This window comes from Acidovorax sp. FG27, assembly GCF_040365715.1.
GTDB lineage: Bacteria > Pseudomonadota > Gammaproteobacteria > Burkholderiales > Burkholderiaceae_C > Paracidovorax.
On sequence record NZ_BAABVY010000002.1, the window covers coordinates 340,424 to 362,709 of the forward strand.

Genomic DNA, 22,286 nt, shown 5'->3' on the forward strand with positions numbered 1-22,286 from the left:
CACGACCCGATGGCCGCATGCAGGTCGCTGAAGCCTTGCCGCAGCGAGGGCTGCTACTTCTCGACATAGATGACGTGCTGTGCATGTCCCAGCCATTTGGCGGTTACCACGCAAGAGGCGCGCTCTGGCGGCCAGGCGATGAATCGAAAGACATTTGGGAGAAGCTGTTTCATCCCAAGGCGGTGACAGCGACGCAGGAGCTAATGAGGGAGTGCCGCCCTCGGGTTGTGCTCACCACAAGCTGGCTCTCCATCCTGGAGCGGCAGCACTTCGTCGAAGTCTTCCTGCGCACGGGGCTCGAAGCTGTCGCCGAAGCCCTTCATGAGCATTGGGACGCGCCTGCGGACCTCGGCGAGTCGCGACACACCGCCATTTCCAACTGGCTCAAGGCACATCATCGCGGTGAGCCCCTCTTGATTCTTGATGACTTGCAGAGCGGCGAAAGCTTGGTGGAGTCGGAATGGGACGCGGCTGGCCATCAAATCTTGTGCGAGCCCGAGCGCGGCTTCCACGCGGGCCTGCTTCCGAAGGCTATGCAGGCGCTGCGAACACCTTACGTGAAGCCGGCGTGGTGGTGAACGTGATGGAGCGGATGCGACTGACCATGCATGTGGAAAAGAGCGACGTTCTGCTGCGCACGGACTTTCGCCAGGCCGGAAGCGCTTCCCAAGTGTCGCGGTGCCTGCGGGTACTGTGTCTCGAGGGCTCGCTGATGCGAATTGGTACGGGGATTTACGCGAAGACTCGCGTGAGTTCCGTAACCGGCCAACTCATCCCAAGAGGGAGTCTTGAAACGCTGTCCAAGCAGGTTCTCGAACGTCTTGGCATCGAAGTGCGACCTGGTCGCGCTACCGCGGAATACAACCAAGGGATGACGACACAGTTGCCTGGTCGACTGGTCGTCAATACCGGCCAGCGCCGCATCAGCCGAATAATCGAAGTCGGCGGGCGTCGGCTTATGTACGAGCGTGGCTAAACCTTCGCGCAAGCCGGTTCTGTTCCTTGGCGTGGACAGCGTGCTTTCGAGCAACGCGTACTCCAATGACCACGGCGCTACGCGAGGTAGCAATCGGTCATCAAGCGTGGCGCCAAGTTCCCCCGAGAAGCTCTTCGCCGGGAACGCGGTAGCCGCACTCAACCAGCTACTTTCTGAGGTCAAGCCGCAGGTCGTGCCGATGTGGCGGATTCGACTACTCGACCGTGAAGGGTTCTTTGCGCTCTTCGCGTTAGCTGGCCTCAACATCAAGCTTGACAACCTGCATCCGGCGTGGTCGGCGCCAGAGACTTCTGGCCCTGACCGAAGGGCGAGCGTTTCAAGTTGGATTGAAAGGCACTATCGGGGCGAAGGTTTGCTCATCCTTGACAGCGAAACTTCCGGTGCAACGTTCATAGACACGGCATGGATGAAGTCCGGGCATGTGATTCTCTGCCCCGACGGCGTCGGTTTTCATGCCGACCAACTTGACGCCGCCCACGCTGCGTTGCGCCGGCCTTCGCAGTCCGGCAGCGCGTGGGCCGCGCCTCAATTCGAACCCGACCAACGTCAGCGGGAGCTCATCGCCGAAGCGGAACGGCTGAGCGCGCAAGCGATGGTGTCGGGACATTTCGTTCCGCCCGAACTCGAGCGGTGCATGTGGGATGAACAGCGTCTGGCCTCGTTCGCGCCCACGCATCACGCGCAGGACGAGCAAGTCATACCGACGCTTTCAACCCAGGCGACCCCGCCGCCGCGCAAGCGTAAGGTGATACAAGGGCGTAACGGGGGATGAGTTCACCAAAACCGGATACACGGTCTACGTCTGCTGCTCGCCGTGACGGTAGGTGCCCGTTACAAGGGCTTCCACGCAGTTTTTCCAACGCTCAAAAAGTCAGCCCCTTACACAGTCGATGCCACCGGCTCCCGGACATCACGCGCGTGTCCGGAGATTGCCTCCATCAACGCAGCCAGCGCAGCCCCCCACTCCAGCCGCTCCTGCTCAAGTCGCACACGACCGCCCCATGTGCCCGCGCGCAAGTGCTCATAGACAGCCTTTTCCTCTGCAGTCAGTCCTTCGAAAGCCCCATTGGCACACAACGCCGACTCCTGAACCCAGAGTGGCCGGTGCGCCAAAAGTGTTGCTTCATCCATCAGAACGGACCGAATCTGAGAAACGGCCTTGCGGGCGCGGTCCAGGATTGCAAAACCATGGGAGTCGATGTCTCCCCAATACACAACGTCAGCACTCTGCAACCAGGGCAGAGCTCCCAAAGCGCTCACCGCATTTCCGAGCTTCATGACGAGCACGGTGTTCGCGACATCTGGAAGCGCCAGCCCTGTTTCGAGGTTCTCAACAATCACGACGGCTGCCGGAGAAATGGGCAATCTGCCAAGCTCCCCTACTGGCGCCTCAATATCACCCAACCCCCCGACGAGGCTGCGCAGCGTAGGACAGAGCAATCGGATGCGCACTCGATGAGCGGGCTTCTTCAGGCCTACCAACGCATGGAAGTCACCGCCCTCACCTCCAGTCCCGCGTATCGCGCGAAGAAGACCAGCCACGAGCCCCGTGCGTTTCTCCAACCACTTTGTATCCAGCCCCTCCACCGGAAGTTGCCGTAGATACAGGCCCGACGCCGGATTCGCGTTCAACCACGCCAGCAGGCCCACCAAGCGTTCAAAGTCCTCGGCAGAATAGTCCGCAAGCACATCGAACCGAGAAACCAAAGCATTGCCCTGCGCAAGCATCGGCCACCGACTCGACAGGCGTTGATATCGCTCGCAGGCAAGCCCCCAACGCCTGGACTGACCAACTGCATCCGCCACAACGGCAGCGCTTTCAAAGCTTAGCCGACTGGGAAGCCGGTGCCGGCCAAATCGCGCAAACTGCCGTTCTTCGAACAGGACCTCTCCTGGACCAGTCCGTAACTGCCAAGCGGCCGCCCACCCCCTGACCGCGGAAGCATCCTCCGCAATGTCCTTGTCGGTTGGGACGCCCAGCGCCACGACCAACGGCCAGGTTCCTTCTCCGGCCAGCCAGTTCTGATGATGGTTGTTGAAGCGACGAACCAAAAAATCGCGCGCGGCCTCAAGAGACAGTAGCTTCTTCGACATTGCGCACGTCCTGGCTCAGTTTCAGTCGATGAGACTCACTGTCGTATTCGATGGGGATGACCGCCGACTTTTTGCGGTCCTTGATGTGCACAAAGCATGCGCCGCCGATGAACGGCTCCAGCGTCATCACCGACTTCAACGGTGTCGCCACAATCATCTGGAACCCGAAGGTCTTGAAGATGTTCATGGCCATGGCCGTGAACTCCGCATCCGCCTTGTCGAACGCTTCATCCAGCACCACGGTGGAGTAACGGGGAAGTGCCCTGTCCTGACCGCCAAGCTGGTATCGAAGCGCTGCGGCCAAACAGGTTGCAGCCAGCTTCTGACGCTGACCACCAGACTTGCCTGCGCCACTGCGGTAGACCTCGACCTCCAGGTCGTCCTCGTCCAGTTCTCGAGCAACGAACTCCACGTGCTGGCGCACGTCGAGCACAAAATTCCGCCAGTTTTTGTCTGCGGTTTCCTGGCTCGCGAGACGCTTGACGAGGGCTGCCAACGCTTTGAAGCGCTCTTCGGCCAAGTCGCGGGCGTTGGAGAACGAGTGGCTGAGCGATTCCTTGAGGCTCGCACGGAACAGGCGCACATCCTCGAGGGACTTGTCGGTCGTGTCGATAACGAGGTGCGTACCTGGATTGAACGGCGCCGTCTGCAGGCTTTCATTGACGAGTTCCATGCGCGACCGAATGGCCGAGCGCTCCTCGTCCAGCTTCGTGGTGAGCAGCGTGAGGTTCTGGTCGCTCTGCTCCCGCAGAAGGCTAAAGAACCTGTCCTCGAACGCAGGCAGGTTGTCGTCCTCCAGCCGTTTGAGCTTCGCCAGATAGTCATCGGCGCTTTCGAGCGTCGCATCAAGTCCGCCAGCAAGCGCAGGCCACACCCGGTTGAAGTCCGCAAAACGCTGCACGATGGAGTTGCGGAGGTCCGACAACCGGCTTTCCAGTGCCCGGAGCTCCGAATTCAGGCCGCGCTCAACCAAGTTGGTCACATGGTCGAGACTTTCCAAGGTGACCACCTTCTCCGTGGCCTCGTACCGGACAGCAATCTGCTCGGCGAACGCAGGTGGGCGGTCTGAAGTCGGCCACAGTCGGGCAAGCTCTTCCAGCTTTCCATTTAGGCGGCTGATGTCTGCAGCAATGGCCTGCCCTTTGCCGTCTTCCGTGTTCTTCTTTCCGACAGCCTGGGAATGCACGCCTTCTTGCTTCCTGATGCTGTCATTCAGCGCTGCAAGGTCCGGCCGAGCTTCACGCTCAGCCTTCAACCGGCTGGTCAGGTCGTTGATTCGTGTCAACAACGACCCGACGTCCACATCGTTCCAAGTTAGGTTGGACAGGTTTTGGCAGTGCAGCATCTGCGCCTGCTGGGTTTCCTCCTCTTTCCCAATCTTGCGAACGGTCTCTTCCAGCTCGCTGATGCGACCGCCGATTTCCACAGCCTGCTGCTTGAAAAGTGCCAGCTTTTCCTTGTTGTCGAACCCCAGGACCCACTGATTGCGGTCGTTGACCGAGTGGCGGTCATTCTTCTCATGCCGCATCGTGCTGTGCTTGACCTGCCCCTCCCGGGTGACCGCGCGCGAAGCATTGCGGAACGCCTGCAGGGTGTCGGCGCACTCGAAGTCGAAGGAATGCTTGAGCTCCTCCCGGACCCAGTCCCCGAAACTACCTGACGCCATGTTGAGCTTGCGCACCAAGGAATTGGGCCCAGGGGACCGCCCCGAGGTCTGGGGGATGGTTCGGAAGTACACCAGCCGTTCACCGATGTTTCGCTCATTCAGGTAAGCCGACACTGCAGAGTAGTGCTTCTCGTCCACGAGGATGGCCCGCGCGAAACCACCCAGGACACGCTCGATGGCACCACGCCAAGCCGTTTCCTCGGCTCGCACCTCGACCAGTTCGCCGACAAACGGCAGCTTCTCTTCCGGAATCGAGAGGTCCCGAGCCATGCGCTCGCGCAGGTCGACCAGCCGTGCCGGCAAGTTCGACTTCTGGCGTTCAAGCGCCTTCACCTCAGCGACGACCTTCAGGAAGCCCTCATTTGCCCTGCGCAACTCGTCCTTGACACCATCCTTCCGTTCCTCGACCTCCTTCTTCAAGTCGCGGGCCTTCAACACCCGCTGCTTGGCGGCTTCGACACGCTGAACAAACCACACCACGGAATCCGGGACAGCCCAGCCCATGGCTTCGCATGCCGCTGCGGCCATGTCCCGCTTGCCGATACGGATGGGCTTTTCAGCTTCAGCCGCCTTGATGTCATCTTCGAGCCGGACCAGGACGTCGGCCCCCATGTTGAGCTTCTGCCGTTGAAGGTCCGTCAGCTTCTGGAACTCGTTTTCGGCAATGGACGCGAGTCGCAACGCCTCCTGCCTCGACCCCTCCCTGTCCACTTCGAGTTCTGCAATGCGCTCATCGAGAAGAAGCTTGCGCCGGTGTTCTCGATATTGGTCAATGGCGGTCTGTATGGCCAGCAAGCCATTGCTTTCAAACTTTACCCGGTCCAGTTCCCCATGTTCTTCCCGAGCCGGGACCAGCGTCTGAATTTGCTTGCGTGCAGCAACAACCTCCTGGTGCGCCTCGTTGAGCTCCCCGAATTCATTGACCAAGCTTGCGGCGATGCCGAAGGTTTCGGGCTCATCCAACATGAAGTCCCGCAAGAACACGTTGAGGTCGCCCAGGTTCTTGGCGGATTGCGTCTTGTGCAGCAAGCGCAATGCACGCTCGTTCTCGATGCCCAGCAGCCGGCGAAAACGCTCTTGGTAGGCGCTGAACTCCGTATGCACCTTTGCATCAGGCAAGTCGTGCTTGAAGCGTCGAGCATCGAACTCGTTCTTCGCGAAGAATTCCAGCTCCTGAACATCAAACTCCCGTTCAAGCGTCAGGTACACACGCTTGGCATCACCCGGGGCGGTCGAATTTCCCTTCACCCACAGAACTTGGGCAAGCACCACTACACGCCCCAGTTCATCACGGTAGGTTTCCGCGATGGCCGACCACGTCGTGCCGCTACGCAGGTACTGCGACACATATTCACCGGCTTCGCCGGTCTGCTGCGCCCAAGCCCCTCGAAGGTACGTCATGACGCTGCGGTCCCGGCCATTGCGCTCGGCCTCGCGCGCCGCAACGTTGAAGTCCACCCATTTCGGAGGCGTCAGCAGTGCAGCATGCGCATCCAGGACCGTCGACTTGCCGGAACCCGATGGGCCGACAAAAAGATAGCCTTCTTTCGGAATGGGATAGTCGAAGACATTTGAGAACGTTCCCCAGTTGAACGTCTGAATCCGTGCGAGACGAAATTGGTCACTGCTGCCGCCAAGCAGGTCGGCTTGAGAAAACGGGTTCATTGGGCTTCCTCCTCATCCGCAGACTGTTCGTCGTCATCGCCATCAGATGCCCCACTGGAACCGACTCCGCCAGGGGAGGCAGCCAAAGTGGCATACGTGCGAGTGAGTTCCTGAATTTCCTCGGCGGAGAACAGGAGTTTGAGTGTTGGCGAGACCTCATAGCGCTCCCCCGACCCACGGATGGACTGCAGCAGGCTCAGCTTCTTCGCCTTGTCGACCGCATTGACGACCTGCCGTGCGAACTTGGCGTGGTCGGGGTTGTTCTCTTTTTCGAACACCGCCAGATGTTCTTGCATGTCTTCTCGCGACACAACCGCCCGGTCGCCCTGCGCATCGGCCTGCGTCAACCGCTGTCGCAGGAAAAGCAGCAGCGCCGTTTCCAGGAATGTGAGCGAAGCCTTGCGCAACAAGATAGGAACATCTAGGTCTTCAGATACGACTTGCCTCGTAAAGGCGACCTTCTGCTCATGGTCGATGACGACTTCAAGGAAGAGGTCATGCATGCGCGAACGGATGGCGACCTCGTCGCGCAGCAGGACTGGCCAGAGCTTCGACTGGCGACGGGCGTCTACCGAGGGGCCGAGAAGGAGTTGAACCAGGACCCGTCGGGTATCGATGGGCAATGCCCCCGTATCCCCTTGGAAGGTCGCAGCTTCGGCAACAGCAGAATCTGCCGCCGCATCGTCTGCAAAGGGCTCATCCATCGCGTCAGTCAACGAGTTCAAGATAGCGCTCCCTCATGAAATAAATAGTGGGAACCTTGGCGCGGCGCTGCACCTCGTCGTCCCCTTCCCAGACCACCAACTCTGTACCGTCGGTCACTTCCCCATGCTTGGAGCCCAGGGCGACGTAGCCGACAACACTTCCCAAACCCTGCTCCGCGGGATACTCAGCAAGGACCTGCGCGATGGACACCTGAGACTGCCGCTCCAAGATGGCCCGCACATGGGCTTTGAGCGTTCGAAAGTCGATTTCCGATTGCCGAACCAGCTCGCTCACCGTTTCGAGGTCCAGTTCGGACGGCTCGGCTGCCTGCATCGAGGAGTCGGTCACGCGCTCCGCCGGGTCATACAGCGCCCACTGGGACACTGACCTGATACGGCTGCTGGACTGCATGAGCTCAAAGCCCACCTGTTCGTTTGGCCGCACGTCGTCCTTGGCGCTCAGCGCAGCCTGCGTCGCCGCTTTGAGGAGGCCGTGCAGACGACGGTGCTCCAGGAATTCCCGGCTCTGGACAAAGCTTTTAAGGCTACGTGCGAAATGCTGCAGGACGTCGTGCACCCCTCGTCCTTCGTTCAACAAGGCCCCAGTAAGTCCCAACAAGAATTTGCGCTCCTGCGACTCCAGCTGTCGCGCGAAGGGCCGACCAGTCACCTCATCCAACGACTCGCGCAGCGTCGCGGCCTGCTCGCTGTCCGTCAGCAGCCGCCAGAACGCATGGAAAGTTCTGCCGGCATCGCTTTCACCAATGAGGTCGACCCCGGCAAAGAGCTGCTCCAGCACATCGCCGCGGCTCCCTTCGTTTTCCATCAAGCTCTGACGAAGACCTCGGTTCAACCTCTCGAATTCATCACGAACGCTTCGAAAGTCGGCCGCGAGTTCTTGTGCCAAGCCGATGACTTCGCGCGCCCGTTCAACGGCGCGGTCCGGGGCAAGCGCTTTGACCCCACCGCGTTCGACCTCGGCAATCGTCCGGTCAATGCGGTCGCGCTCCGCGCGCAGGGCCGCCAGGCGCGATTGCGGATTGGTATCGGTCTCCTCCGCCAGCCGTGACAGCTGGTGAATCACGACGGACAGCCGGCTCTCCGTCGCAGTGGTTCGAGGCTTCAAAAGCCCTGTCACAAAGCGCAGTGCTGTCAGCGCGTCAACCGACAGCTCGTACTCCTCTTCGGAAGCCCCCGCAGGAAATCGACGCGTCAACCACCCCTGACTGAGCCACTCTGCGACATATGCCTGCGGCGTTTGCGGAAGCTCCTCCCCAACAGCCCGTAGCGCTTCGATGTCCCGGGTCAAGCGTTCATGAAGCACCGAACTTGGAAGCGTTTGCCCGGATTCCACGAACAAGGACTGCAGCATGGCAATCACAACCGGCCCCTTGTTGGCGGCCAACAGGCGCCACAAGGGTTGTTCGCGAAGATTGCGAAGGGCGGCCGCGCCTCGAAGAGCTTTCATGCCACATCCCCGGCAACGTCAAACCTGCTGACTTCTCCCACAGAGACCTCCAAGGCTGATGTCCAATTGCGCCAGTATGCATCTATTTATTATTCGCGTCTATTTTTTATTCTCGTATAGTTTTTGTACCCATGAGACAATTCGAGGGATGACACAGCCAGATGCCAAGCCGCCCACCAAAGCGGAACAAGCCCCCGGTCGCGCCTCTGGCCGGTGGAGCCAGGACCGCCGCTTGGAATTCATAGACTTCCGCCTGCGCTGGAACGGCCGACTCAACCGCAGCGACCTCATGGAGTTTTTCGGTATATCCGTACCTCAAGCGTCGCTGGACATCGCCAAGTACACCAGCCTGGCGCCAGGCAATCTCGTGTATGACCGCAGTTCTCGGGTCTACACGGCGCCTCCCGAATTCCAGCCCCTCTATCCCTCCAGCGATGCGGGCCGATTCCTAAACGAACTACTGGAGAACAGTGCAGGACTGCGGGCTGAACAAAGCAGCTTTCTGGCCTGGGGCCCTCCAGTGGCAACCGTACCGGCGCCCAGTCGGAATTTTCGGACCGACGTTCTGCTCGCACTGTTGCGCGCCATCAGGGAAGGGACGGCTATCCGCGTGCAATACCAGTCCATGACACGTCCACAGCCGACCTTGCGCACGATTGCGCCGCATGCCCTGGCTCATGACGGCTTCCGCTGGCACGCGCGCGCGTTCTGTCATACGCGCAAGGAGTTTCGTGACTTCGTCATCGCACGCATGCTCGAAGTCACTGGCACCGAGCCAGGCATAGCCAATCCGGCAGAAGATTCGGAATGGCACACCATCGTCCCGTTGGTTTTGACTCCTCACCCCAAACTGTCTGAATCCCACAAGCGCGCAATTGAGCTCGACTTCGGCATGGAAGATGGACAGGTGGAGTTCCATTGCCGGCGAGCATTTCTCTTCTATGCGCTGCGTCACCTTCGGCTTGAACTGGCTGAATCCGCCAAGCCCGAAGCACAACAAATCGCGCTCAGGAACCGTGCGGAAGTCGAAGCCTTGATGCCAGGGTTCGTTCGACAGACATAGCAATTTCCCTGCTTGTACCACTTCCAGAAACCATTGGATACATGTATGGTGGAGCTCTATACAGCCGGGAAGAGCCCACCATGTCCGAGGGAAAGAACGTCTCCGTCAGCTTTCGCGTGTCCGCGCGCTTCAAAGCGTTGCTGGAAGCCGCAGCAGCACGGAACGACGCTCCCAAACCAACATGCTGGAGATGCTCTTGTTCCAGCACTGCGATGCGCATGGCATCGAGGCTCCCGAACTCAAGGCTGTCAACGGAACGCCGGTGGAAGGGCCGACTAAGTGAACTTGCAATCTATTCTCGCCACAGCTCCAACTCCCGTCCTGGCTACCGGAGCTGTGCTGGCATTCCTCATCTTGGTATTCCTGACGGTCTTTCTCGTCCCGGGCGTCCTCCACTGGAATCGGCTGAGGTCTATTCAGAAGGACATCAAGCGTTTTGACTCTAAGAACTCCGCTTCGGAGTTCAAGAAGGTCTTTGCACGAGACCGGCGTTTGGCACACCTTTGGAAGGAGTACCAAGACTCCTTGCATATTCAGCGCGAGGAACGTGATGGGCAGCTCACCATCATCGCAACACGTGCAACAGCGCCTGCCGAGCTGTACTTCAACAGCCAATTCGTGGTTGACAGCCGGCTTCGTACGGAGTTCTTCAAGCACCTCCCAGGTCTATTCACCGGCATCGGCATCATTGGCACCTTCAGCGGGCTTATCGAAGGCCTGCGCCAGTTCCAAGTCAGCGAAAACGCCGCCACCGTTCGGGATAGCTTGCAGTCGCTCATGCACCTCGTGGGCGAGGCGTTTCTTGTCTCCGCAGCCGCCATTGCCGCAGCAATGCTCGTGACGTTCATCGAGAAACTGCTCCTGGCTTCCCTCTATCGTCGTACCGAGGAAATTGCCCACGATATCGATGCGAGATTCGACTCGGGCGCTGGAGAGGAATACCTGTCGCGCCTCGTACGCGCCTCCGAGGACTCCGCCAGCCAGTCCAAGATTCTCAAGGACGCCCTAGTCAAGGAAATGGGCGAACTGCTTCGGGAGTTGACTTCCGCTCAAATCGCTGCATCAAAAGACGCCCAATTGCAGCTAGTAGACCGCCTAACCCAGACCTCGAAAGAGCAAGTCGACGCGTCCCGGGAAGACAACAAGGCACTGGGAGCCACCATTGCAGAGAGCATCCAACAGAGTCTCCAAGGTCCTCTGCAAGACATAGCCAGCACAGTCAAGTCTGCAAGCGGCGACCAAAGCGCGACGGCTGCACGCATGCTCCAAGACGTCATGGCGAGCTTCAGCCAGCGTTTGAATGACCTGTTCGGCGGGCAGATTAGCGGCCTCAGCGACCTTAATCAGCAGACAGCCAAGGGCATCCAAGACGCTGTCGGAACATTGCAGATGCTCGTCGCCAACATGGAGGAATCAAGCCGACGTTCCACAGACACAATGGCCGAGCGGATGGCGCAAGCCATTGAAAAGATGGAGGCTCGGCAAGAAGCAATGAACGCCCAATCCGCTGCGTTCATCGAGCAGATTCGACAACTCGTTGCATCGTCGCAGTCAGAGACGAACACCAAGCTTCAGACCACACTGGAGGCTATCGGGGCCCAGGTGGCGGGCATGCTTGCCACCTTGAACGACTCTCAGGCTGCGGTGTTCGAAAGCAATCGTGCTCGTGAGCAAGTCATGGCGGACCGCACAACCAGTGCCGTCAACAGCATGTCCGAATCGGTGGAGGCCGCCATCAAGGAAATCGGCGTGGCCTCCACGCAGATGGCCCAGAACGTCGCGGTCCTAACCCAAACCACCAGCACCTCGGTCGACAAAATGAACGCCGGTGCCGAGCAACTGGGAGCTGCCTCTCGAAACTTCGCCGTGGCGGGCGAGCGTGTCACCGGCGTGCTCGGACAAGCGGCAAGCGTCACTGCCAAGCTCGCCGAAACATCCGGTGCACTTACAGCCGGGGCCTCCACTTTGCAAGACCTCTTGCGTGACTATCGCGTCCAACGTGACGCAGTCGGTCAATTGGTCGCCGAACTGCGAGAAACTGTCGAACTCGCCAGGAAAGAGGCCTCTCTCACAACCGACATCCTCGCACGCATCGAGAGTTCGGCGACCCGATTGGGAACCGCTCAGAAGCAGGCCGATGAGTATTTGGAAGGTGTCAGCAGGGTGCTTGGTGAAGCCCATACGACCTTCGCCACTGAAGTTCGGCGTACCCTGGAGAAAGCCAACACAGAGTTCCACACGAAGCTCGGTGCAGCCGTAGGCCTCCTGTCCTCCGGTGTACAAGAGTTAGAAGTGACGCTTGCATCCATGGGCAACATGAAGCCAGCACGGGTTTAAGCCATGGTGGGGTCCAAAATTATCATTAAACGCGGCAGCCGAGATGAGGCGGAGAAACCATTCTGGATTTCCTTTGCAGACCTCATGACGGCTCTGATGGTTTTGTTCCTCGTGGTGATGGGCGTTGCGCTGCTCGCTGTAACGAAGAACGTGACCGAACGCGAGAAGGCGGAAGAACAGCACCGCAAGGACATCGAACGCATCCTCGAGCGGTTCACGGAAGCGGCAAAACGCTATGACGGTATCAAGGTCGACAAGGAGCGTCGCGTTATCGACTTCGGCGACCGAGCCCGGTTTGCCTTTGGTAAATCCACGCTGACTTCGGACCAGGAGAGCGTCCTGCGGCAGTTCGTGCCGGAAATCCTCACACTGGCCAATGAAGACTTGGGCAAACGCGTGCTCAAGCGCGTTGTCGTTGAAGGGTACACGGACAAGACTGGTTCCTATCTGAGCAACTTAAATCTCAGCCTGCAGCGCAGCCAACGGGTCCTGTGCACGATGTTTGCGACCAACGGCACCAGCGTTCTGTCGGCTCCGCAGAAGGAAGACGTCCGAAGCCTCTTTCTCGTCGGTGGCTACTCCTTCAATGCTGCGAAGGAAACCGACGAAGAAAGCCGCCGGGTAGAAATGCGAATGGAGTTTCTGGGCATCAACGAGCACCGAGCGCCGGCGCCGGTAGAGTCCGGAAACTTCGGAGAGTGTGCACTGCGATGAGCCCGCTCGACCATCTGGCTTCGCTGCTCCGGACCGGGACCGAAGAAGGCTCACGCGCACTGGCGGTTTCCACCGAAATCGACGCCGTACTGACGAAGATACGAGCGCGCGCCAAAGGGTCAGCTCCACAAACTTTGTCCGAGGACCAGCAACTCGATGCTGTGTGCAGGTTCTGGCACAGCCAAGAAATCGCATCGTTCCGGGACGCCTACTTGCTGTCTTGGGGCCTTTGTCTACCGCACAAGCCAAGTGGGTCCTGTGTCCTGGAAGACCGCCCTCGGCTGGAGGCCGTTCTTGGTGGCGTCGATAGCTGGTCCGCGCGTCCGAGCGCCTTCCGTCGCTGTTATCAGGGGTTGGCGAAAAGCTACTTCACCTACGACGCATTCGGCGGCAACGCCCCCGCGACGGCCCGCAACAACTGGAAGCTGCTGCGCGAATATCTGCACGACAAGAACAGCCTCATCAGGGACAGGCAGGTCAACCCAGACTGGGTGGCCACCGCCATTGGCAACAGGCAACTGTTCGGAGAGAACCCCTGCGCACCTTATATCGATGAGTTGCTGCGGGGCGATGCCAGTGCCATCGACCATCTCTGCGCAGAACTGGGCATCGCCAAGGCCTCCTGGTTCTTGCGCGAACTTGTCCTCGCCCAAATCCGTGGAGCAACGCAGCTGAGCGATAGCCAGTTCAAAGGCCTGCTGCCCCGGATGCTGGAGCTACTTGCAAACAACGATGTGCTGCGAGACCGTGGTCTCGTCATGCTGCTAGACAGGTACGTGAAAGTCCCCGGCATGCATCTGCAGCAGAACCTGCGGGACTGGTCAGTGCTTTGGTGGGGAAATCCATGGCTCCCTTCTAATGAAACACGTTGGGGCGGGGTCGTGCCCGAGGCACGGTCGATGGTCTCCGAGTGGCTCAAGAAAGAGTTCATAGAAACTTTTTTCACCAAGCTGGCAGAGGACGGTCTGGGCGACCGCCGTCGCATGGAGTTTTGGACACGTTACGTCAAGGCTATCGACCGCATCGAATTCGCCCTTGGGTCGACGGCGCGCAATGCCCGTGACCGGGACTTTGTTGCTCTGCGCAAGAAGATGGATGGTCTCATTTGTCATCTCGACGCATCGGGTAGCAACAACGCCTTCATCATGCGGATGGGCGACCTGGTCGCCGTCGAGTTCAGTGGCATGGGTAATGCCCTGTACGGGTACGACGCCCGCAGGTCCGTTCCATTCGACACGGCTGAACCGCTACGCCTGCCGCAGTACGACCACAATTCGCTCAAACAGAAGAACCGCAGCATCCTGTGGCTCAGCCACCAAGATGGCATCAACGGCTGGTCCAAGTGGGAACAGATGTTCGACGCCAAGTTACGCGAGGAGTTCGGCATCAAGCCCCAGACCGCTGCGACGCGCGTAGCTCGGCCCTCGGAGCCCCTCGCAACGCGACCGCCCGAAAATGTTATGCCACCCCGTGAGCAACCTGCGGCTGAAGGCGCAGGCGCAGGCGCGGAGGCCCCCCGGCACTACAACCGGTTTGCCTTGAACAAACTGGCCAATCGACTTGGTTTGCGCATCGAGGACAGAACGCCCAAGGGCGGCAGCCTCTGGGTCCTTACAGATGACTCCGACCCACAGGTCTCCGAAATTCTGTCCACCTGGGGCTTCCAACACAAGGCTGACAAGGGCTGGTGGAGATAAGAAGAACACATGTTCCAGTTATTCAAGAAGAACGCAGCACCTCCGTCCGAATGGGTGCGTCGCTGGTCGCCGACCGGCCTGGTCATCGCTCGTGGCCCCGGACATGGCGGCGGCGTACACCTGCGCGACCCCATGGTCGGCGGGTTCCTTACTCAGTTGGCTGATGATGGCCTTGCGGTCGAAGTCGAAGATGGTTTTCTTCTGGGATGGGATGCGTTGTACGCCACCATCACCGATGCCGCCTATGCCTCGCTTCCCGAAGTCCTGTCTACGCCTCCTTTCACGAAGGCGCTACCTGTACTCCAAAGCAGTAACTCGTTGACCGACGAAAACTTCTCCATCGCTATCGCAGGTTGGCGAGACCGTGATGGAGCACCTCAGGACTGGGAGCTCACGGGTCCGCTGATGGCGCGCGAAGACTGCTCGGAATTGATGCAACCCAAGCAGTGGGAGCTCTTCAAAGCGGTTGTTGCCTTTGCTCGACGCTCCGATTCAGAGCGCACCGATATCGCACATCGCCAAGCTTGGGGCAGCATCCGAAAGCTCGCACTTCAAGCAGGTGCGCAGCTCGACGATTTTCTTTATCGGTCAGTGGTGCTGACTCCAGAAAAGCTGGAGATAGGGCTGCGGCGCTCTGAAGTGGTCGACAACGACCATGTGGTGGAGATAGAGCCTGGCTTCGAGGGAGCCCCTTCGGATTGGCTGGACGCATTCGACCGCAGCAAGGACGTTCGAGACCGCTATGACATCGTCACGCCGGAAGGAATCATCCAGATTCTGGTGACCCCCAAGGTCCGCACCGTTTTACAAGAAATCAAGCGACTACCCGGCCGGCGAGTCGCAGGCAGCCGAGCCCAGGCCTTCCTGGTCAACCCATACGCCACGTTGGGCGATGACGCAGTCGATGTCATCGTCGAGTCTCAGTTCGAGAAGGCCCGTGAAGACGCGGGACTCGCATACGAGCGATTTACCCCTGTGTTTGAGCGTGACGCTTCGGGGTACCCCCTACAGGTGGGCTTGCTCATTGAAACGGCCAACACCAGTGGTCCGACAACATCGCAGAAAGAATGGCTGGACGATGCTCAACTCAACGTGTTCGTTCGAACCCTTCACACCGCACTTGCCCGCAACTTCCAACTCGTCGCCTGGCATGGATATGACCTTGAGGTCCAAGGCGACACACAGCGCCATCTTGAGGAACTGAAAGAAGCGCTCGCTCGGCGGAGCGCCCCGCCTACCCTGGTTTCGTATGCCCAAGTCCATGACCTCAGTGGCTACAGCTCACGCGTGGAAGGCATCGGTGTCGAGAAGCCCTACTACTCCCCTTACATCACGAAAAAGGACGAAGGAGAAGGATGGTTCCCGGAGAACGTACTACCCGTAGTCGTTTACCAACCGGCAGACGGTGGAGAGCCAGTAGCCGTTCCGACAAACAAGACGGCCATTGAGCGGTTGGAAAAAGCGATAGCTGCAGCACAGCAATCCGGGGCATCAACCGTAAAGACGTCTTGGCTGCCTCAGGACATCCCGCTGGATGAAGCGACAGCCATCGTCAAAACGTTCAAGGAAGTCTTCAAAGACCTCGAAGATAGGACGGTCCCGCCACCAACACTGACGCCACCACCGCCAAGCGCGCAGAAAAAGCAGCTCGTATTGCGAGCAAATATTCAAGCACTGGAGTACGAAGAACTCCGTCGTGATGCGTTGGAGTCCGTTCCGTCCGAACCAAAAGTGCCGCAGGCCATTCGCCCCGAGTACCCCCTGATGAAGCATCAGCGGGAGGGCCTGGCCTGGATGCAGCATCTGTTCAGCCTCCAGAGCGACTACCAGGTGCGCGGTGCGGTCCTTGCCGATGACATGGGCCTGGGCAAGACGCTCCAGTTGCTTGCCTTGATGGCATACCTCATTGAGAAAGAACCCTCAATTGAGCCCATGCTCGTGGTCGCGCCCGTGTCTCTGCTAGAGAACTGGGCAGAGGAAGCTCGCAAGTTCTTCCGGGAAGGCACACTTCCACTGCTGACCGCCTACGGTGATGCACTGGCGCCTCTGCGAGTGCCGCGCGCCCAGGTGGAGCAGCGCCTGCAAACCGACGATGGGCTCGTGAAGTTTCTGCGACCAAACTGGGTTGGTGACGCCAAGGTTGTTCTGACCACCTACGAAACCCTGCGTGACCTGGAGTTTTCGTTCGCTGCGCAGAAGTGGTCACTGATGGTCTGCGATGAGGCTCAACGCATCAAAAATCCTGCGGCGATGGTGACCCGCGCCGCGAAGAAGCAGAACGTAGCCTTCAAGATTGCCTGTACGGGTACTCCCGTGGAGAACACGCTTGCCGACATGTGGTGCCTGTTCGACTTCGTTCAGCCCGGCCTACTCGGTGCTCTCAACGACTTCGGGCAACGCTACCGCAAGCCAATTGAGGCCAAGACGGATGAAGAGAAGGCCCGCGTTGAGGAACTCCGGACTCGCATCGCTCCGCAAATTCTGCGGCGGATGAAAGCGGACGTGGCAACTGAACTGCCAAAGAAGATTGTTGTCGAGGACTGCCGCAAGCTGTCGCTGTCCAGCACGCAGCGCAACCTGTACGCCAAAGCCATCGACAGTTTCAAGAAACGTGGCGACCCAGACCACCCCACGCCGTTCAAAAACCATCTGGGGTTGCTGCACTACCTGCGCCTTGTCTGTACCGACCCGCGGCCGCACGGTCTGAATGTCTTCAAGCCAGAGCCGACCAAGCAGTACCGAGAGAAGGCTCCCAAGCTGGATTGGCTATTGGCGCAGCTACGCCAAGTGCAGAATAAGCAAGAAAAGGCTATCGTATTCTGTGAGTTTCGGGAGATTCAGAGGCTCCTGCAGCACTACATTGAGGCTGAGTTTGGTCTCAAACCAGACATCATCAATGGCGACACAAGCGCCTCGGCCAGCCATACCGCCAGCCGACAAAAACGCATCAAGGCCTTCCAAAAGGCTCCCGGATTCGGTGTCCTCGTCCTTTCTCCAGTGGCCGTTGGCTTCGGAGTGAACATCCAGGCAGCGAATCACGTGGTCCACTACACCCGGACTTGGAACCCTGCCAAAGAGGACCAAGCCACCGACCGGGCATACCGCATCGGTCAGAAGAAGGACGTTTATGTCTACTACCCTGTCGTCTGGGCTGAAGACTTCACGACTTTCGATGTGAAACTAGACCGGTTACTCACCTACAAACGTGGTTTAGCCGAAGACATGCTCAATGGTTCCGGCGACGTGAACCCCGGCGACTTCAATATTGCGGATGTTGTGCCCGCCGCCGATAGCTTGGATATTGATGAGCGTGTCACCCTGGATATGGCACTGCGCATGAGCTGGCAGCACTTCGAGTGCCTCACTGGCGTTCTATGGACGAAGCAAGGATACGACTGCTATCGCACTCCAGGCACCGCAGACAATGGGGTGGACGTCGTCGCGCTGGCGTCGTCCAAGGGGAAATTGGTACAGGCTAAAACCAGTGGAAACCAAGGCACCTCACTGAACTGGGATGCCGTGAAGGAAGTGGTGACCGGAGAAGCCTTCTACCGGCGGCGGCATCCAATGGTGGCCTTCGACAAGGTTTGCATCACCAACCAGTTCTTCAACAGGCAAGCGCATGAAAATGCCGCATTGAACTCCGTAGAACTGCTGGACCAAAGTCATCTGGCAGAACTATTGGGGCGCCACCCGGTAACAATGTTGGAGGTTGAAAGAATGCTGTATTCCGAGTGGTCCGATATCTCATCGAATCAATAGCCATGAAGCCCTGCGATTTCTGACCTGACGCTAGAAATCCTCCTTGGCCCGCTTGAATGCACCTGTTGACCACGCCGGTCATGAATACTCGCAGCCAAGCAATCCTCCGCAGTGTTAGCGCCAATTCTTAACTATTTATAGTCCTCGCCGGCTCAGCAGCCTTGCTTGAGCGTCTGGTGCGTAGCGACATTCCGCGGCCTTCTTGTCATCGCAACAAGATTGCAAGAACAGGCATCCGTATTCTCCGGCGCCGCAGCCGGTATGTGGTACTTCTTGTCCCCGACCAGCGAAGCCTCTCAACGACTCGCAGCATACTTAATCGCCGGACGTAGAAGTCCAGAAGCGTGATAGCGAGCGTCCGCGGCCCGCCCCTCGCTTACCCAACTCGGTACCCCTCGCAATAAGCCTAGAGTCGTGACCGTGTTCTGTCACGCAGGTCAACCTGCTGGACACCGATGGCTCGCATGCACTGAAGAAAGAACACTAGCGTGAACTTGCCTCGGCTGATGCGGTTCCCGATAGCCTTCTCGTCGTCCTTGATTCCAAGGACTTCCAATTTGCTGACCAGTTCTCGGTAGGTCACTCCCTGTCGCGCGAGCTCAGCCTTGAGTAGTTGCTTGGCCTCAGCCTCCCACTCTTTGTCCACCGCGGACTTTGGTTGCGTTTTCACATCGATATCAGTGTGTCTTCCTTGCATTCGATGCATTTTTGTCGCTGATGATGCTTATTTGCAGAATACATCGTATACGATGCATATTCATCGAATACATTGACAAATCACATACGGCGATATCCGTATAGAAATTTCTACACCTTGAGCGCTACACGACATGCATGCGCCTTGGCCATGTCTAGGAAGCGACGTTCGCTTCTCCAGTAGTTCCTCAATTGAAGTAAGCCCTATGCATCACCCTTGTTCTCTTAGCCCGTCACAGCCGCACTCTCCCCATTCCATCGAGCAACCGCAATGAGCCGCGGCATCAAGAAGTGGAGCGAAGCACGCATCGCCGAGCTCCAGAACGAGGGACGCGGAAGCGGTCACCACGCCTCATATCAACCCTGGGTTCGTATCACGGACTTCCATTCGCGAGGGCGTACGCATGCGCCCTACAGCTATCGAACAGGCCGCAACCACGACCTACTTTCGGACGGCGAGAACGAGACCTTCGCGATGCTGGAATGGCGCCTAGACAATGCTGACATCCGTGAGCAGTTCCCGCTCGACCGCGACATCTCGCTGGAAATCGCTCACGAAATCAGTGTGCCGCATCCGTACTACCCAAGAACTGACGTTCCGTACGTCATGACACTCGACTTCCTGGTCACAAGGATTGTCGAAGGCCAGGAAGTCCTGAAGGCGTACAGCGTCAAAGAGCAGAAAGCGCTCACTCCAGAGGTGGTGGCGCGCCTTGAAATCGAACATGCCATCTGCTCGGGAATGGGGCTTTCCTACGACATCATCATCAAGGAGCGCCTGCCGCATGCCAAAGTGAGAAACCTTCTGTGGATTCGGAAGGCTCAACTCGAGCCAGATGCAGCAGAGCCTTACGCCGGCTTCTATGAAGAGCATCAGTCGCGCATGGTGCAAGACCTCGCAGCAACCAGCTTTTCCGGCTCACTGGTGGACTACTGCACGAACTACGACAGGCGCTGCAGCATCGATGCTGGAACAGGCATGCGCGTAGCACGCATGCTGCTGGCCAACCGCGCGTTGTCGATGGACCTCAACAATCCGCGCCCGGAGCGCGCGCCTCTAGCGAGCTTTCAGTTGTCCGCTGTCCCGGGACGCCTTCGCGCGGTGGGAGGAGCTTGATATGGGTGTCACCTACTTCAGAAACGATGTCGTGGCGTCCAAGGATGGGAGTCTCTATCGCATCCTCCATATTGAAGTCGTGGGCAAGGCTAAAAATTCAACGTGCGCGTTGGTAGGACGCGCCTGGCTTATCCATCTCACAGAACCATTGGCACTTCCGTTCGAAGTGCACCTTGACCTGCTGTATGCAGAGTACGAGGCACACACCATTGAGCCGGCGGTCAACCGTCGAGAATCCTCTGACCTATTCCAGCCAAAAACAAAAGCCTTCCGGCGCGCTCCGTCGGCTGCGAGCATCGCGCTCAGCCTCAGGGCATACGAGCGCATATCCACTCTTGTCGACAACCCTGCCATCCTCAATCCGACGACAAGGCATGCACTGCTCATTCAGCGCTCAAAGCAGACGGGGGGCGGCACACCCAAGACGATGCTGAAAGACCTGCGCGACTGGTGGCAAGGAGGTCAAACACAGGACGCTCTCTTCGGCAAGTACAGCTTGTGCGGGCGACTCGATGTCGTCGGTACGGCAAAGCGTGGGCGCAAGCGCCAGGCAAAGGGCGACCTGATAGACGCCGGAGAAGCGGCATTGCAGCCCTATCAGTTGGAACAATATGACCTGGACAACATGCGTGAGGTCCTCGAGGCGTACTACTTCGAGGAAGGAAAGCAGCGTACGCTGACGGCGACCCTTCAGCACCTCCATGAAACACGATACACATTCATTGATGGCAACGGGGATGAATGTCTACGTCCCGAGCGGGAGTGTCCGAGCTACCGACAGTTATCTCGCTTCCTGAAAACCAATTACCCCTTGCACGTTCGACTTTCCCGACGCAAGGGCGAAAAGCGGTTCGCTCAAGAAGACCGTGCGACTGAAGGGTCCATTCAGATTGAGTGCCATGGTGCCGGCCACATCTACGAATTCGACGCCACCATTGTTGACGTGAAGCTAGTCTCGACAAAGGACAGGTTGAAAATCGTAGGCAAACCGACGCTGTACCTCATCATCGACCGCCACAGCCGACTCATTGTTGGCTACTACCTGGGTTTTGAGAACGCCTGCTACACCGCGGCCATGCAGGCAATTCTGAGTATTGGCGAAGACAAGGATGCGCTTTGCGAGCGCCTCGGGTTGCCCTACGACCCTACGGATTGGCCGGCTCACGGCGTCTTGCCGGAAATGTTCCTTGCGGACCAAGGAGAGCTTGTCAGCATGGAGGCCCGCAGAATCGGAATGTCTCTGCGCAGCACCATCTCAAATGTTCCAGGCCTGCGGCCAGATTGGAAGCCACTTGTTGAATGTGGCTTCAAGATGATGCACGCCATCATTGCACCGGATACGCCCGGGTACGCCCCAGATGCGGAAGCACGCAAGCGCCGCAGCATCAATGTCGACAAAGACGTGGCTCTAAACATCACCGAGTTCACCACCATCATCGTCGCTGCCATCATCAGGCACAACAAGACGATGCAAAAAGGCTACCCGTTGACCGACGACCAGGTGACGGACCTCCAACGTCCGATTCCTCGTGAACTCTTTGAGCACAGCGTCCAGCGGCGCATGGGCTCGCTCGACCGCATGAACTTCGAGAAAGTGAGAGCGGAATTACTCCCACGAGGAGAGGCAGTGGTCACGGCGGACGGTGTCTCATTCAAGAAGATTCTCTTCTCTTGCCCCGAGGCAAGAGAACGTGGCTGGCTCGTTCAAGGTCGGAAAAAGCGCATGCCTATCCAGGTCGCGTTCGACTATCGGCTCGTCGATGAAATCATCCTCTACTCCCCGAATGGAAATGGCGAGTCATTCGTTGCAAAGTTGACCAAAGATAGCGTCAAGTTCGAAGGCATGAGCTTCAAGGAAGTGGCTCAACACTTCCACGACGTGGAAGAACTCACCGCGGACGCTGTCGAGGTGAAACGGCAGGCGCAATACGATTTCCACAAATTGACGAAGCCCGTCATTGATGCAGCGGTGAAGGAGATGAAGTCCATCACAAAAGGCATATCGCGCTCTAGCCGTCGTAAGGACGTTGCACCTGCCCGCGCAGAAGAGCTCAGGGACGAACGCGCCGTTCTGGTCGATATCTCCAACATGCAGGCAGCCATCACGGAAGACCCACGGACTGCTCCTCAACCCGCGGAGGCAGCAAGACCGACGGCCCAAGTCATACACATCAATCAAGCACAACAGGCCAAGTCCTCGAATGACGAACTGCCCGGCGCACCAGCTATCGCAGCCACCACCGGTCCGCATAAGTCACCGCTGGCTGCGCGCATGGCCGAGTTTCGCCAGCGCATTCGATGAGCCC

Annotated in this window: 15 protein-coding genes; 10 read left to right on the top strand and 5 right to left on the bottom strand. The window is 58.6% G+C overall.

Annotated elements, in window-relative coordinates; translation table 11 throughout:
- The first annotated feature begins 17 nt into the window (after nucleotides 1-17).
- The 3 genes from ABWV53_RS02055 to ABWV53_RS02065 are packed head-to-tail and all read left to right on the top strand — an operon-like array spanning nucleotide 18 to nucleotide 1,769.
- Nucleotides 18-578: an HAD domain-containing protein gene (locus tag ABWV53_RS02055; RefSeq protein WP_353362399.1), complete on the top strand. Its 561-nt coding sequence runs from the start codon at nucleotides 18-20 to the stop codon at nucleotides 576-578.
- Complete coding sequence (locus ABWV53_RS02060; protein WP_353362401.1) at nucleotides 569-976, top strand: DUF6088 family protein; 408 nt, start codon at nucleotides 569-571, stop codon at nucleotides 974-976. The genes ABWV53_RS02055 and ABWV53_RS02060 overlap by 10 nt, the downstream gene beginning before the upstream one ends.
- On the top strand, nucleotides 969-1,769 hold the full coding sequence (locus ABWV53_RS02065) for an HAD domain-containing protein (protein WP_353362403.1): 801 nt from the start codon (nucleotides 969-971) through the stop codon (nucleotides 1,767-1,769). The genes ABWV53_RS02060 and ABWV53_RS02065 overlap by 8 nt, the downstream gene beginning before the upstream one ends.
- 107 nt (nucleotides 1,770-1,876) lie before the next feature.
- Here the strand turns inward: ABWV53_RS02065 and ABWV53_RS02070 are convergent, their stop codons facing one another.
- The 4 genes from ABWV53_RS02070 to ABWV53_RS02085 are packed head-to-tail and all read right to left on the bottom strand — an operon-like array spanning nucleotide 1,877 to nucleotide 8,594.
- Nucleotides 1,877-3,091: a Wadjet anti-phage system protein JetD domain-containing protein gene (locus ABWV53_RS02070; RefSeq protein WP_353362405.1), complete on the bottom strand. Its 1,215-nt coding sequence runs from the start codon at nucleotides 3,089-3,091 to the stop codon at nucleotides 1,877-1,879.
- Nucleotides 3,066-6,422 (bottom strand): ATP-binding protein, encoded by a 3,357-nt coding sequence (locus ABWV53_RS02075; RefSeq protein ID WP_353362407.1) that lies wholly within the window; start codon nucleotides 6,420-6,422, stop codon nucleotides 3,066-3,068. Before ABWV53_RS02075 ends, ABWV53_RS02070 begins: the two co-directional genes overlap by 26 nt.
- On the bottom strand, nucleotides 6,419-7,147 hold the full coding sequence (locus tag ABWV53_RS02080; protein ID WP_353362409.1) for a DUF4194 domain-containing protein: 729 nt from the start codon (nucleotides 7,145-7,147) through the stop codon (nucleotides 6,419-6,421). The genes ABWV53_RS02075 and ABWV53_RS02080 overlap by 4 nt, the downstream gene beginning before the upstream one ends.
- Entirely contained in the window at nucleotides 7,131-8,594 is a 1,464-nt protein-coding gene (locus ABWV53_RS02085; protein ID WP_353362411.1) for a DUF3375 domain-containing protein, read from the bottom strand. Before ABWV53_RS02085 ends, ABWV53_RS02080 begins: the two co-directional genes overlap by 17 nt.
- A gap of 232 nt (nucleotides 8,595-8,826) precedes the next feature.
- Between ABWV53_RS02085 and ABWV53_RS02090 the strand changes: the two genes are divergently transcribed.
- The 5 genes from ABWV53_RS02090 to ABWV53_RS02110 all read left to right on the top strand — a co-directional run bounded on the left by ABWV53_RS02090 (nucleotide 8,827) and on the right by ABWV53_RS02110 (nucleotide 18,167).
- On the top strand, nucleotides 8,827-9,657 hold the full coding sequence (locus ABWV53_RS02090; RefSeq protein ID WP_353362413.1) for a helix-turn-helix transcriptional regulator: 831 nt from the start codon (nucleotides 8,827-8,829) through the stop codon (nucleotides 9,655-9,657).
- A gap of 279 nt (nucleotides 9,658-9,936) precedes the next feature.
- Nucleotides 9,937-11,994: an anti-phage ZorAB system protein ZorA gene (gene zorA, locus ABWV53_RS02095; protein ID WP_353362415.1), complete on the top strand. Its 2,058-nt coding sequence runs from the start codon at nucleotides 9,937-9,939 to the stop codon at nucleotides 11,992-11,994.
- A 3-nt stretch (nucleotides 11,995-11,997) separates the two neighbouring features.
- Entirely contained in the window at nucleotides 11,998-12,708 is a 711-nt protein-coding gene (locus tag ABWV53_RS02100) for an OmpA/MotB family protein (protein WP_353362417.1), read from the top strand.
- A complete protein-coding gene (locus ABWV53_RS02105) occupies nucleotides 12,705-14,405 on the top strand; it encodes an EH signature domain-containing protein (RefSeq protein WP_353362419.1) in 1,701 nt (566 codons plus the stop codon). The genes ABWV53_RS02100 and ABWV53_RS02105 overlap by 4 nt, the downstream gene beginning before the upstream one ends.
- Nucleotides 14,406-14,414: 9 nt before the next feature.
- Complete coding sequence (locus ABWV53_RS02110) at nucleotides 14,415-18,167, top strand: SNF2-related protein (RefSeq protein ID WP_353362421.1); 3,753 nt, start codon at nucleotides 14,415-14,417, stop codon at nucleotides 18,165-18,167.
- Between the two features lie 406 nt (nucleotides 18,168-18,573).
- Here ABWV53_RS02110 and ABWV53_RS02115 read toward each other — a convergent pair whose 3' ends face one another.
- Nucleotides 18,574-18,873, bottom strand: coding sequence for a DUF6471 domain-containing protein (locus tag ABWV53_RS02115; RefSeq protein ID WP_353362424.1), 300 nt, complete (start codon nucleotides 18,871-18,873; stop codon nucleotides 18,574-18,576).
- A gap of 261 nt (nucleotides 18,874-19,134) precedes the next feature.
- Between ABWV53_RS02115 and ABWV53_RS02120 the strand changes: the two genes are divergently transcribed.
- The gene (locus ABWV53_RS02120; RefSeq protein WP_353362426.1) at nucleotides 19,135-19,980 is read left to right on the top strand and encodes a TnsA endonuclease N-terminal domain-containing protein; all 846 of its coding nucleotides are present in this window, start codon (nucleotides 19,135-19,137) and stop codon (nucleotides 19,978-19,980) included.
- A gap of 1 nt (nucleotide 19,981) precedes the next feature.
- Nucleotides 19,982-22,282: a TnsB C-terminal domain-containing protein gene (locus tag ABWV53_RS02125; RefSeq protein WP_353362428.1), complete on the top strand. Its 2,301-nt coding sequence runs from the start codon at nucleotides 19,982-19,984 to the stop codon at nucleotides 22,280-22,282.
- Nucleotides 22,283-22,286: the final 4 nt, after the last annotated feature.